Origin of the sequence: Candidatus Thermokryptus mobilis, assembly GCF_900070205.1 — a bacterium.
GTDB classification, from domain to species: domain Bacteria; phylum Bacteroidota; class Ignavibacteria; order Kryptoniales; family Kryptoniaceae; genus Kryptonium; species Kryptonium mobile.
The window spans coordinates 5506-18715 of record NZ_FAOO01000018.1; the positions used below are offsets into that span (position 1 = coordinate 5506).

The 13210-nt window shown below is 37.9% G+C and carries 18 protein-coding genes and 1 riboswitch; of the genes, 16 read left to right on the plus strand and 2 right to left on the minus strand.

Annotation, left to right across the window (positions count from 1 at the left end):
- Window positions 1-222 precede the first annotated feature (222 nt).
- Window positions 223-292: riboswitch (Fluoride riboswitch) on the plus strand.
- Window positions 293-349: 57 nt separating this feature from the next.
- The 16 genes from FKZ43_RS09650 (at window position 350) to FKZ43_RS09725 (ending at window position 11735) form a co-directional block, all read left to right on the plus strand.
- Window positions 350-1102 (plus strand): DUF6062 family protein, encoded by a 753-nt coding sequence (locus tag FKZ43_RS09650; protein ID WP_140945684.1) that lies wholly within the window; start codon window positions 350-352, stop codon window positions 1100-1102.
- 28 nt (window positions 1103-1130) lie between these two features.
- Window positions 1131-1511: a fluoride efflux transporter CrcB gene (crcB, locus tag FKZ43_RS09655; protein ID WP_140945685.1), complete on the plus strand. Its 381-nt coding sequence runs from the start codon at window positions 1131-1133 to the stop codon at window positions 1509-1511.
- 11 nt (window positions 1512-1522) lie between these two features.
- Window positions 1523-1873, plus strand: coding sequence for a DUF190 domain-containing protein (locus tag FKZ43_RS09660; RefSeq protein ID WP_140945686.1), 351 nt, complete (start codon window positions 1523-1525; stop codon window positions 1871-1873).
- A gap of 63 nt (window positions 1874-1936) precedes the next feature.
- Complete coding sequence (gene ffh / locus FKZ43_RS09665; RefSeq protein ID WP_140945687.1) at window positions 1937-3253, plus strand: signal recognition particle protein; 1317 nt, start codon at window positions 1937-1939, stop codon at window positions 3251-3253.
- A gap of 21 nt (window positions 3254-3274) precedes the next feature.
- Window positions 3275-3709 (plus strand): 30S ribosomal protein S16, encoded by a 435-nt coding sequence (gene rpsP, locus FKZ43_RS09670; RefSeq protein WP_140945688.1) that lies wholly within the window; start codon window positions 3275-3277, stop codon window positions 3707-3709.
- Window positions 3710-3767: 58 nt separating this feature from the next.
- On the plus strand, window positions 3768-3998 hold the full coding sequence (locus FKZ43_RS09675) for a KH domain-containing protein (RefSeq protein WP_140945689.1): 231 nt from the start codon (window positions 3768-3770) through the stop codon (window positions 3996-3998).
- Between the two features lie 8 nt (window positions 3999-4006).
- A complete protein-coding gene (locus FKZ43_RS09680; protein WP_140945690.1) occupies window positions 4007-4348 on the plus strand; it encodes a hypothetical protein in 342 nt (113 codons plus the stop codon).
- Complete coding sequence (gene rimM, locus FKZ43_RS09685) at window positions 4323-4868, plus strand: ribosome maturation factor RimM (RefSeq protein ID WP_140945691.1); 546 nt, start codon at window positions 4323-4325, stop codon at window positions 4866-4868. Before FKZ43_RS09680 ends, rimM begins: the two co-directional genes overlap by 26 nt.
- Before the next feature lie 14 nt (window positions 4869-4882).
- Window positions 4883-5584, plus strand: a complete 702-nt coding sequence (gene trmD / locus FKZ43_RS09690; protein ID WP_140945692.1) for a tRNA (guanosine(37)-N1)-methyltransferase TrmD — start codon at window positions 4883-4885, stop codon at window positions 5582-5584.
- Window positions 5577-5918 (plus strand): 50S ribosomal protein L19, encoded by a 342-nt coding sequence (rplS, locus tag FKZ43_RS09695; protein ID WP_140945693.1) that lies wholly within the window; start codon window positions 5577-5579, stop codon window positions 5916-5918. Before trmD ends, rplS begins: the two co-directional genes overlap by 8 nt.
- Window positions 5919-5943: 25 nt before the next feature.
- On the plus strand, window positions 5944-7056 hold the full coding sequence (mqnE, locus tag FKZ43_RS09700; RefSeq protein ID WP_140945694.1) for an aminofutalosine synthase MqnE: 1113 nt from the start codon (window positions 5944-5946) through the stop codon (window positions 7054-7056).
- A gap of 3 nt (window positions 7057-7059) precedes the next feature.
- A complete protein-coding gene (locus FKZ43_RS09705; RefSeq protein ID WP_140945695.1) occupies window positions 7060-7929 on the plus strand; it encodes an MBL fold metallo-hydrolase in 870 nt (289 codons plus the stop codon).
- The gene (locus FKZ43_RS09710; protein WP_140945696.1) at window positions 7929-9020 is read left to right on the plus strand and encodes a tetratricopeptide repeat protein; all 1092 of its coding nucleotides are present in this window, start codon (window positions 7929-7931) and stop codon (window positions 9018-9020) included. Before FKZ43_RS09705 ends, FKZ43_RS09710 begins: the two co-directional genes overlap by 1 nt.
- Window positions 9021-9042: 22 nt before the next feature.
- On the plus strand, window positions 9043-9858 hold the full coding sequence (locus tag FKZ43_RS09715; protein WP_140945697.1) for a menaquinone biosynthetic enzyme MqnA/MqnD family protein: 816 nt from the start codon (window positions 9043-9045) through the stop codon (window positions 9856-9858).
- Window positions 9859-9860: 2 nt separating this feature from the next.
- Window positions 9861-11222: a magnesium transporter gene (gene mgtE, locus FKZ43_RS09720; protein ID WP_140945698.1), complete on the plus strand. Its 1362-nt coding sequence runs from the start codon at window positions 9861-9863 to the stop codon at window positions 11220-11222.
- Window positions 11223-11735 carry a flavodoxin family protein gene (locus tag FKZ43_RS09725; protein WP_140945699.1) on the plus strand — a complete coding sequence of 171 codons (513 nt, stop codon included), beginning with the start codon at window positions 11223-11225 and terminating at the stop codon, window positions 11733-11735.
- Here FKZ43_RS09725 and FKZ43_RS09730 read toward each other — a convergent pair.
- A complete protein-coding gene (locus FKZ43_RS09730) occupies window positions 11719-12543 on the minus strand; it encodes a toast rack family protein (protein WP_140945700.1) in 825 nt (274 codons plus the stop codon). The two genes, FKZ43_RS09725 and FKZ43_RS09730, sit on opposite strands and share 17 nt — an antisense overlap.
- A 67-nt stretch (window positions 12544-12610) precedes the next feature.
- Window positions 12611-13210: an RNA polymerase sigma factor gene (locus FKZ43_RS09735; RefSeq protein ID WP_140945701.1), complete on the minus strand. Its 600-nt coding sequence runs from the start codon at window positions 13208-13210 to the stop codon at window positions 12611-12613.

Here is a 13210-nt window from a genome sequence, read left to right on the forward strand (position 1 = left end):
GTTTTTCAAGGGGAAAATTGAAAATTGTGATGTTTATCACTTCAAATCTTTCTATAAGATTGAGTTGTGGTGAAAAAACATCACCCCTCACCTTTTTTCTTGAAATTTTAAAAAATCTTAAGCTTTTATCCAGAATTTTTGAATTTTCACACAACCTCGCAATTCTTTTTCAGGGAAGGTAGATGGATAAAGGTCTTGGAAAAAATTTTTATTTTGCTTAAATTTCCAATGAGCGATGGAGTCCGCTCTAAACCGTTCCGGAGGATTCGGAACTGATGACTCCTACTTTTGGTCCGACAAGGGCTGGAAGTAGGAGTTTTTTTATTTAAAAACAAGTAACAATTTGATTATGCAGGAAGGAAATACAAGAGATATTTTATGGATAAAAATCGAAAAGGCGCTTAACACAGAAGGTTGCCCGATATGTTCAATTATCAAAACTTCCACCGAACATTATCTTGAGAGTTTGCTTTATGAATATGTTCTTGATGTGGGTTTGAGAGGAAAGTTGCACAAGTCCCTTGGATTTTGTCAAAGACATGCTTATATGGCTGTAAAAATTCGCGAACGCCTAAATGATGACGGACTTAAAATGGCTATTCTGTATGAGACCATAACATCTGAGGAAATTGGTAGATTGAAGGACTTGTGGAAAGATGTTTATTCCCGAAAGAAATTTTCCGTTAAGAGGTTTTTTGGGAAAAATAAATTTGTTGATAACTTCAAGCCAATTGGCGAATGTCCGGCTTGTTTTCAAGAAAGGGTGACTGAAAGTTTATACATTGATGATTTCCGTGCTCGTTCAAATGAAAGAGAATTTAGAGAGTTATACGGGCGAGATGCTGTAATTTTATGTAGGGGACATTTTGTTATGTTGTTGGAGAATTGTTTAAGGTTTAATGCATTAGATGAGTTTGATTTCTTTTTGAAGATGCAAATAGAGAAGCTTGAGGGAATTTTGAAGGCACTTACAAGTTTTATAGATAAGCATGACTACCACAAGCGTGAGTCAATTAATAAATATGAGGCGAAATCATGGAGATTTGTGGTGGAGTATTTTTCAGGTAAAAAGGATGTGGAAATTCGTTGGGATGAAGTTTGAATTTTTGAGAACAAAATCCAAGTAGATAATGATAAAGGTTCTGCTTGCTGGATTGGGAGGATTTATCGGTTCGGCGTTAAGATATGTAATATCAACATTTTTTTACAAATTGCTTGGGACAGATTTCCCTTACGGCACATTAGTTGTGAATGTTTTAGGTTCGTTTTTGATAGGATTTTTTATGGGATTGGTTGAAAATGGTTTCGTCATTTCTTCAAATTGGAGGGCTTTTATAGCGATTGGTTTGTTGGGTGGCTTTACAACATTTTCAGGTTTTTCGTATGAGACCGTTGAGCTGATAAAACAAGGCACACTGCTTCCTGCGATTGCGAACATTGTTTACACAGTTTTAAATTGTCTTGCAGGGACATATGTCGGTGGAGTTATAGCGAAATTAATAACAAAATAGATTTTCCAAAGATGAGGGTGGAAAGCACTGGGAAGCTTTTGAGAATTTTCATCGGTGAGGATGACAGATACGAGGGTAAACCTTTATTTGAGGTCATAGTTAAAAGGATAAGGGAGCTTGGGATTGCTGGTGCGACGGTTATCAGGGGGATAGAGGGGTATGGTGCTGGGAGTGTAATCCATAAGTTAAGTTTGCTTGACCTGAGTGCGGATTTGCCAATTGTAATAGAAATAGTTGATAGTGAAGAGAAAATTTTGTCAATTATACCTGAAATAGAAAGATTGATTGAGAAATCCGGGGGTGGTGCACTCATAACGCTTGAAAAAGTGGAAGTTATAAGGTATTCCCCAGGGAAAGGGTAAAATTGCAAAAGAGATTGATTTTTTGTAAATTTGCAAAGCATTATAAAACAATACGATTTCGGGATGTTTGAGGAGATAACACAAAAATTTGAATTGCTTTTTAAAAAGATTCGTGGGCAGGCGCGCATCACCGAGGCGAATATATCTGAGACGATGAGAGATATAAGGCGTGTCCTTCTTGAGGCAGATGTCAATTATAAGGTTGTGAAGGATTTTACTGACAGAGTTCAACAGAAGGCGATAGGTCAAGAGGTTTTAAAGAGCATAACGCCTGGGCAGATGTTGATAAAGATAATCTACGATGAGCTTGTTTCTTTGATGGGTTCAACTCGTGCGGATATAAAATTTTCACCTGTTCCACCAACTGTGATTATGATAGTTGGATTGCAAGGTTCGGGTAAAACGACTTTTTGTGCAAAACTTGCTTATCATCTTAAACATAAAGGGAGGCATCCTCTTCTTGTAGCAGGGGATGTTCATCGTCCCGCTGCTGTTGAGCAGTTAAAACAACTTGGGGAGCAGATACAAGTTCCGGTTTTTGCTATGGATTCGGAATTTGATGCGGTTAAAATTGCAAAAAATGGGATAGAATTTGCAAAGAAAAATTATAGAGATGTTGTAATTGTTGACACCGCTGGGAGAATGCACATTGACGAGGAGATGATGAGGGAGGTTGAATTGGTCAAAGATGCAATTAAGCCGAATGAAATTCTTTTCGTTGTTGATGCTATGACAGGTCAGGAAGCGGTTAATGTCGCAAAAGAGTTTAATGATAGATTAAATTTTGATGGTGTTGTTTTGACAAAGCTTGATGGTGATGCGAGAGGTGGTGCTGCACTTTCAATAAAAGCAGTAACGGGAAAGCCAATAAAATTTGTCAGCGTTGGGGAAAAACTTGATGCGATTGAGCCGTTTTACCCCGACAGGATGGCGTCAAGAATTCTTGGAATGGGAGATATAATAACCCTCGTTGAAAAAGCACAAAAGCAAGTTGACGAGGAAAAGGCGAAAAAACTTGAGGAGAAATTAAAGAAAAACCAATTTACACTTGAGGACTTCAGGGAGCAAATACGAGAGATAAGGAAGATGGGTCCTTTGAAGGAGATTTTAAGTATGATCCCGGGCTTGGGAAGCAGTTTGAGAAGCGTTGATATTGATGAGAAAGAGTTGATCAAGATTGAGGCGATAATCAATTCAATGACACCTGAGGAAAGGCGTAAGCCACAGATTATAAATGCAAGTAGGAAGAGGAGAATAGCAATGGGTAGTGGGACTACTGTTCAAGATGTGAATAGATTGTTGAGACAATTTGAGGAAATGCAAAAACTCCTTAAGCAGTTAAATCGTGGTAAATTCAAAGGGCTTAAAATTTCATTTTAAAAACAAAGTTAAGGAAGGGACTTGGCTGTTAAGATTAGACTTCAAAGGTTCGGCAAGAAGAAGCAGCCATTTTATAGGATAGTTGTTGCGGATTCTCGTGAGCCACGAGACGGCAAGTATATTGAAGCGGTTGGTTGGTATAACCCAATACCAGATCCGATGCAAATTGAGGTTAAAGAGGATAGGGTGATTCACTGGCTTAAAAGGGGAGCTATTCCGACGGATACTGTCAAAGCACTTTTAAGAAGAAAAGGGATTTGGTTAAAGTGGTCACTGATGAAGCAAGGTAAGGATGAGGCGTTTATACAGGCTGAGTATGAGAAATGGCTTCAACTTCAGGTTGACCGTGAAAAGAGAGAAAGAGAGAAGAAGCTGAGGAGAAAGTTGAGAAAGAAACAGAAAGAAGGCGGACAAGAGAGTTCTGAAAAAGGAGAGGTGGCATCTCAGGAAAGTTAATTTCTTGGTGATGTCGCCCTCCATAAAATAAACTGAAACAGTACGGAGGGCTGAAAAAATGCGTGAATTCCTTGAATTTATCGCTAAGCATCTTGTGGACAAACCGGAGGATGTCAGGATAACGATGGAAGACAGAAGTGATCGGGTGATTTTTAGATTACAGGTTGGGCAAGGTGATGTCGGAAAAGTTATCGGAAGGAGAGGGCGAACCGCAAACGCTATGCGTGTTTTGTTAAGCGCCGTCGCTGCGAAGGAAGGGAAAAGAGCAGTTCTTGAAATTTTACAGTAAGTAAAGCCATGTTTGGCGAAGTTTTTGCCATCTTTGTCTTTCTCGGTTTGAATTTCGCAGAGAAGGACACCGTTAAAACCGTGCTTCCAGATCTGTTAAGATGGAGAGAATATGTTTATATTGACAGTGTGGAGATCAAGAAAATGATTGACGAGATGATGAAATATCAAAAAGAGATTGAAAAGCTGAGAAAAGAAGTGAGACCATATTTAAAAGGTAGGTTCGGCTTTGATATATTTGATGAGACAGGGTTAACACGCGGTGGGATTAAGTATTTCATTCGCATCTGGAAGCATCCGCCGAAGGAGTTGTTTAAGATGCCTTATGTTAAACCCAGGTCTGACCCGTGAAAAAATAGTTATGGGAGATCTGTGTATAATTGGGAAAATTTTGAGACCTTATGGTCTTAAAGGGCAAGTATGTGTAAAACCGATAACTGATTTCATTGAAAGATTTAAGAAATTAAGGCGAGTTTATGTAGGAGATAATCCTGTTGAGGTTGATGAACATTTGGTTGTTGGAGCTTTTTTAAGGGATGAAGACATCATATTGAAATTTAAAGGCGTAAATGATAGAACAAGCGCTGAATCGTTCTCTGGAAAATTTATTTATATTCCCGAAGAAGAGTTAATGCCTCTTCCCGAAGGTTCTTTTTATGTCCATGATTTGATCGGGTTGAAGGTTTTTGATACAAATGGAAGGAAAATAGGGATTATAGCTGATGTTTGGCTTCTTCCAGCAAATGATGTTTATGTCGTTGAATCAAAAGGGAAGGAGATTTTAATCCCAGCCATAGCCGATGTTGTTAAAAAGATTGACCTTGAGAAAAAGGTCGTTATAATTGAACCGATGGAAGGGTTAATTGAGTGAGGAGGTGATTTGGTATGAGGATTGACATTATAACTGCAGTTCCACAGATTTTTGAAAGTCCTTTAAACTCAAGCATAATTAAAAGGGCTAGGGAGAAAGGAATCGTTGAGATTTATGTCCACGATTTGCATGATTATGGGATAGGCAAGTACAGGCAAATTGACGATCATCCTTATGGCGGTGGTGCTGGGATGATTTTGAAGCCAGAGCCGATCTTTGAGTGCATTGAGAAGTTGAAAAGTGAAAGGGAATACGATGAGATAATTTTCTTGACGCCAGATGGTGAACTTTTCAATCAGGAGATGGCAAATGAGTTTTCAAAACTTAACAATATAATTCTTCTTTGTGGGCATTATAAAGGAGTTGATGAAAGGGTTAGAGAGGCGCTTGTGACAAGGGAAGTTTCAATTGGAGACTATGTTCTAACTGGTGGTGAGCTTCCAGCTCTTGTTGTGATTGATGCGACGATTCGTCTTATACCGGGAGTTTTAAATGACATTGAGTCCGCAATGACGGACTCTTTTCAGTCGGGATTACTTGATCATCCACATTATACAAGACCTGCTGAATATAGAGGCATGAAAGTCCCGGAGGTTTTGCTCTCCGGGAATCACGAGGCAATTAGAAAATGGAGATACGAAAAGGCACTTGAAAAAACATTGAAAAGAAGGAAGGACTTGTTAAACAAAATTAAAGGAGATGGTAAAAATGGATAAGGTAAAACTCGTAGAGTCAAAATATCTAAAAACGGACATACCGGACTTTAAACCTGGTGATACTGTTTCAGTTCATGTCAGAGTAGTGGAAGGGGAAAAGGAGAGGATTCAGGAATTTGAGGGGATAGTTATCGCAAGAAGAGGTAGCGGTTTAAATGAAACATTTACGGTTCGCAAAATAAGCGATGGAGTAGGTGTTGAAAGGATATTCCCGTTACATTCCCCTTCAATTGCGAAGATTGAAGTTAAAAAGCGCGGTTCTGTAAGAAGAGCTAAGCTTTATTATCTGCGTGAGATGAGTTCAAAACAGGTTAGACAAAAGACATCAGAATGATTTTGAAATTAAAAAGGATTTCTTAATGAAGGTTGAGCTGTATCAGCCCTACGAGGAGAGATTAGTAAAATCTGGACTTTACGATATTTTTGAAAAGGTCATTGAGAGTGAAAGGTTAAGTTTTGAAGATGGCGTTAGGTTGTATCGGACAGATGATGTTCTCATGCTTGGATATCTAGCGAATATGGTTCGCGAAAAGTTTAACGGCAACAGGACTTATTTTGTTAAAAATCATATCATAAATTATTCAAACATTTGTGAGCTTGACTGCAAGTTTTGTTCCTTTTACAGAAAAGAAGGGCAGGCGGGAGCGTATAGATTTACACTTGAGCAGATTTTTGATAAGATAAGACCATTGAAAGATGATATAGTTGAGGTTCATATTGTGGGTTCGCTTGATCCGAAATTGCCTTGGGAATATTATGTTGATATGATACGAGGTATAAAGGAGATTAATCCACGGATAAATATAAAAGCGTTCACGGCGGTGGAGATAGATTATTTTGCGAGGATGTTTGGAAAAAGTTATGAAGAGGTTTTATTGGAGTTAAAGGAAGCGGGGCTTGATACAATGCCAGGAGGCGGGGCTGAGGTTTTCAGCGAGAGGGTCAGAGAGAAATTGTTCCCGGATAAAATTGGGGCGGAAGAATGGCTTGCCGTGCATAGAACAGCACATAAAATCGGGATAAAAACAAACGCAACGATGCTATACGGTCATATGGAAACGATTGAAGAAAGGGTTGTTCACTTGATAAAGTTACGTGACCTTCAGGATGAAACAAATGGTTTTTTGACATTCATACCTTTGCCATATCATCCGAAAAATAATAAATACGCTGGTGAATGGACAACCGGTTTGCAAAATCTTAAAAGTTTTGCTGTAGCGAGATTGATGCTTGATAATTTCCCTCATATAAAATGTTTCTGGATTTCAACGGGTGTGAAAGTTGCGCAGGTCTCACAAAGTTTTGGCGTTGACGATCTTGATGGAACTGTCAGGGAGGAAAGGATTTATCATATGGCTGGGGCTGATACATCGCAATATCTACCGAAAAATCAAATCATCAAATTGATAAAAGACGCTGGGCGAACCCCAGTTGAAAGGGACGCCTATTACAATGTCATCGCAGAATATTAAATCATGGCTGATGTTAAAAAAATCTTACCTGAAAATGTCAAAGGTGAATTTTTTGTTGATTCAACTTGTATAGATTGTGACGCATGCCGTCAGTTAGCCCCTGAGGTCTTCGCAAACTCGGGGAGCTACTCATATGTTTATTCCCAACCGAAAGATGAAATAATAAGGAAAAAAGCAATTTACGCTTTGATATCCTGTCCAGTTGGAGCAATCGGGACAAAAGATAAATTAAATGTCTCAGAGATAATTGATGATTTTCCAATTCCCATTGAAGATGAAGTTTTTTATTGCGGTTTCAATTCTGTTAAATCATTTGGGGCAAATAGTTATTTTGTAAAATCTTCCACTGGGAATTGGCTCATAGATTCGCCGAGATTTTCTTCACATCTTTTGAAAAGGTTTGAGGAATTAGGTGGGATAAAATATATTTTTCTTTCGCACAGAGATGATGTCGCTGATGCTGAAAGTTTCGCAATACATTTTGGGGCTAAGATAATCATTCATAAACGGGATAGCATTGCTGTCAAAAAAGCTGAAATTTTAATTGAAGGGGATTTGCCTGTTGAGGTTGAAGCAAACTTTGTTGTCATTCCAACGCCTGGGCATACTTCAGGTCATTGTGTTTTACTTTACAGGGATAAGTTTCTCTTTACGGGTGATCATCTCTGGTGGGATAGAGAGACAAAATCGCTTTATGCGTCAAAAAGTGTATGTTGGTATTCGTGGGAAAAACAAATTGAATCAATTGAAAAATTGCTAAACTTTGAGTTTGAGTGGGTTCTTCCCGGTCACGGTCAAATGGTGAAATTTTCTAAAGATGAAATGAAAAAGAAATTGCTTTTACTTGTTAAAAAATTGGTTCAGGCAAAGTGATGAGCGTTAAGGAGTTGCTCAAACAAGCAAAACTTTTGCAGAAAGAGAGCAAATTCGGTGACGCTTTGAAAGTTTATTTAAAGGTTGATGAATCTTTAGATTTAAATTCGCTTGATAGTGAAGAAATTTTTTATATACGTTTGGACGAGGGGCATTGTGCGAGGTTGGCTGGTGAGTTCGCTTTGGCTGTAAAGTATTACAAGATGGCTTTGAGGATTGCTGAGAAAATTGACGAAAGGGCTAAGGCGGACGCATTGGCTGGATTGGGAACGGCTTTAAGAACGATTGGTAAGTTTGAAAATGCGATAGAAAGTTTTAAAAAAGCTTTTAAAATCTACAAAAAACTAAACGATATTGAAGGACAAGCATATATCTATTGGGCTTTGGGCGGGACATTTAGATTTATGGGATACTTCAAAAAGTCATTTAAATCATTTAAAAAAGCGCTTACAATTTATGAAAGTATCCCTGATATGAATGGCATCGGGTATACGCTTTGTGGGCTTGGCGGTGTCTCAAGGATGATGGGAAATTTTGAACTTTCACTTGATTTTTATACAAGGGCAAATCTTGTTATGCGAGACCTCAGAGATAAATTTGGAATTGCATATTCATATTGTGGTTTGGCGAACGCAAGCAGGATGTTTCTTGATTTTGTCCTTGCTGAGAAATATTTTGATCTTGCGACAAAAAATTATGAGAAAATAGGCGACAGAATAAATTATGCTTATACGCTTTGGGGCGAAGGAACGCTTGCAAAGATAAAAAATGATTTTGATCGCGCTATAGAAAAATTTTCAAAAGCAAAAGAAATTTTCATTCAAACGGGAGATAAAAGGGGTTTAATTTATGCGGAACTTGGGGAAATTGAGGTCAATTTCATTTTGCACGGCAAGGTTCAGGATAGAAAAATCAAACGACTTTTTCAGTTCTCGGAGAAGATGGGTTATAATTTTGAGCGACTTCACATTTTGCTTGTTGAAAGGTTAATGAGGGGTGAAGATGTTAAAGATGTTTTTTCTGGATATTTGAAGCTCGGTTCAAAATTTTTCAGAAATATCAATGTAAGTTTGCCTTTAAATTTGCCTTGAAAAATTAATTGGAAGAAAAACTATGGGAAAAAAGCTCGGTGTAGTTGATTTTCTTAATGCAAAGCCGCTGATTTATGCGATTGAGGAGAACAAAGTTCCGCACAGTTTTGAACTTTTGTATGATATTCCGTCGCAGATTGCGGTAAAACTTTTGAATAAGGAGATAAACGCTGGACTTGTCCCATCAATTCATTATGCAAAGTATTCGGTCAAATATCGTATAGTTCCAGAAGTTTGTATTGCTTCGCGCGGAGCTGTTAAAAGCATACGGCTTTATTTTAGGAAAGATTTAAGAGATATTAAAAGTGTCGCTGTTGACATAAGTTCTATGACATCAGTTGTGCTTGCAAGGGTGATACTTTCAGAAAAGTATGATGTCCGACCCAAGTTCATCGCTATGAAGCCGAACCTTGAGAATATGCTTTTGGAGGCAGACGCTGCGCTTTTGATAGGTGACAACGCACTTTTTGAGCCCACAGGTTACGCATCGTATCTTGACCTTGGTGATGAATGGGATGACCTCACTGGGTTGCCTTTTGTTTACGCTTTGTGGGTTGGGAGAAGAGAAAGTTTAAGTGAAGATGATGTGCTTGCTTTGATAAATTCAAAAAATTATGGGATACAGAACATTGATACCATTTCTTATGAAGCAAGTCAAAGGTATGGGGTTGATTTTGATTTTTGTAAAAGTTATTTGACTGAAAATCTGTTTTACGAACTTGGTGAGCAAGAGATAGCAGGGATGAAGGAATTTTTCACCTACGCTTTTTACTACGGCGTGATTGATTTCATACCGGAGATAAAATTCTATGAATTTGAAAAAGTAAAGGGGAGTTGAAGATGAAAACAATGTTAATTTTGATCCCGGATATAAGGGAGTTGATACAAGCGGGGAGAACGGAGGAATTGGCGGATATACTTGATGATTTACACCCCGTTGATATCGCTGAGATAATATCTGAGCTTCAAGGTGACGAAAAGGTTAAACTATTTAATCTCGTTCGCAGGGAGAAGGCGATTGATGTTTTTGATGAGCTTGATGAGGATGATCAAATTTATATACTTGAGCATTTGCCTGCCGAGAGTAAGGCATTTCTCTTGAATGAGATGTCCCCGGATGAAAGAGCTGACCTTTTTGAGGAGTTGACGACCGAGAAGAGTCAGGAATATGAATCTTTGATGACTGAAGAAGCGAGAAGGGAAGTTGAGATTTTGACATCTTATCCGTCCGAGACAGCTGGCGGTTTGATGACGACTGAATATGCCTCAGTTGTTGAAGGTATGACGGTTGGAGAGGCGATTGATTTTTTGAGGGCGACAGCTCCGGATAAAGAGACGATTTATTCAATTTATGTGACAAGTGAAAAAGGTGTTTTAGTTGGAGTGGTTCAGTTAAAGGATTTGATTTTATCCGATCCAAGAAAAAGGATAAGTGATATAATGGATGAGAAAGTTATAAGCGTTGATGTTGATACAGACCAGGAAGAGGTCGCAAGAGTGATGAAAAAATATAATTTGATGGTTATACCTGTAGTTGATAGATACAGAAAACTTCTCGGAATAATTACTGTTGACGACATAATTGACGTGATACATGAGGAGGCATCCGAAGATATGGCGAAGATGGTGGGAACACAACTTGAAGATATTGAAACACTGCTTTCCCCGTTGAAGTCGGCACGGTTAAGGATGCCTTGGTTGCTTTTAACCTATATCGGTGAGATTTTAGTCTCATTTATAGTCAAACATTTTGAACCAACTCTTCAACAGATAATTGCTCTTGCGTCATATATGCCATTAATAGCTGCAATGGGTGGAAATGTTGGAACACAGGCATCAACGATTTGTGTTCGTGGACTTGCAACTGGAAGTATAAAGATGTCGGATCTAAGTAAAATCCTCGTCAAGGAAACTCTTGCTGGTTCAATAATGGGAATAGTTTATGGTTTTATTCTTTCTTTGATAACTTTACTCGTTTATGGTTTTAAATACTCATATACACTGCCGATAACTGTTTTTATAGGTTGCACCGCTTCAATGACTTTCGCGTCAGTTATGGGGACGATTGAACCCTTTGTTCTTATAAAGTTGAAAAGAGACCCCGCAACAGCCGTTGGACCGCTTGTTACAACTGGGACAGATATTTTAAGCACGGCGACATATTTAACTATTGCGACATTGTTATTAAAAGCTTTAAATTGAATGAAAATCCTTATTGCTTACTTTTCTTTTACGGGGCGAACAGAAAAGGTTGCAAATTCACTTTGTGAGAATTTTTCAAAATTTAAAATTGAATTTGATGTCTTTAAAATTGAGCCGATTTTAAACTTGCCATATCTTTTTTGGCTTTTGCTTTCATTTTTCCCGAAGCTTCCATTTCCATTGAAAAAATTTAAATTGAGCAGTGTTTATGACATCATCGTATTGGGTACTCCGAAGTGGACGTTTAATTGCCCTCCGGTTATATCATTTGTTAATTTTTTGAAATCAAACTTTAAGGATGCGAAGAAGCCCAAAGTCGCTTTTTACATAACTTATGGTGGTTTTAAAGAGGATGCTTTCATTGAAAAGTTGCTGAAAATTTTTAAAGCGAATGGTTTTGAAGTTGTTGAATTTGATAAGTTCAAGAGAAGAGATATTGATGAGGGAAAGGTTTTTGAAAGGGTTGAAGTTTTCGTAAACAAAATTTTAATGCATCTCAATCAATCCATTTAACTTTGATACTGCCAAGCCCTGACTCAATAAAAAGTTTAATTTTCTTTTTTGCATCGTTGTAATTGTAACTTATGAATGAGCCGTCTTGCTTATAAAAATCATCAAATTTTTTCGGTGAGAAAAGCCCGGATGATGTTGATATAACTGCGCCGATATCTCTGGGGATGCGAATGTTAAGATTGCCAAGCCCAAGGGATAATTTCAAATCCGCCTCATCTAAAATTTCACCAGAGAGGTCAATGTCAAACGAGCCCATACCTCCGGAGAAGATGAACTTTCTAAACTTTGCATTTCCAAGATTTTCAATTTCAAACTCTGAAATCCCGGTTTCAACCTCAAGTTTTCGCATTATCATCTTGTTAGGTTGCGTAAACTTCAGCTTTGCACTACTTATGCCCGTTGAAATTTTTAAATTTTTCACACTCATATCTCCCAATTCAATTACTGCGTAACTTGCCCCGAATTCAACTTCAAGCGAGGTCGGGATATCATCGCATAGTTTTATATACCACTTTTCATCTTCGGTGTTTTTTAAAACCCCTTTTTTTGTTTCAAATACCAGATATCCGATTTCATCTTCAACATAGTAATTTAAATCAACAATCGTTTTCCCTTTTCCCGAGCGACCGTCAATTATTGCAATTTTATCCCTTTCGCCCGGGGAAATGTAGAATGTCCCGGCGCTTCCGAAAATCTTTACCTTTAATTCCCTTTCATCGCTCCTGGGTATCTCTTTGTGAAATTTTGTTTGGGATAAAAGAAGTTGAGTAAGGAGGGCGAAGTAAAGTATTTTGAATTTATATCGCAACAATTTTTGGCATTGTAAATTTGTTTTTCACTTCTGTTAAATTATACGAAAAGATAGACAAGACGTTTCAATAATGTTTTAACTTGTCCTTTAGATTCTTGTAAAGCAATTCTCTAGCCCTGAAAAGATGGACCTTGACCGTTCCAATCGGTAATTTTAATTCCTTTGCTATTTCCTCGTATGATTTATCTTCAAAATGTCTCAGTATAATCACTTTCCTATAGTGTTCGGGTAGGGAGTTTATCGCTTGGTGGATGATTTCTTTTTTTTCCTTTCGTAAAAGTTCGTAGTCAGGCGTTTTGCTCCAGTCGGGAATTTCACGATGCACTGTGTCTTCTTCAAGTTCAAGTTCCTCATCAAGGGAATATATTGATATTTTCCTTTTGCGGATATAGTCAATACAATGATTTGTCGCAATCTTGTAAAGCCAAGTTGAAAAAGAGAACTCAGATTTGAAAGTTGAAAGTGAAGTAAATGCTTTGGTGAAAATTTCCTGAACAAGGTCTTCAACATCAAATTCTTTTTTTACAAGCCGTGATACTATGATTTCAACTTTTTTCTTGTATCTATTCATCAGTTCCGTATAAGCAGAGTCATTTCCGTTGAGTGCTTGTTTTACAAGTTCTATGTCGCTTAATTTTTTTAGTTTCCCTTTTTCTCCCTTCAT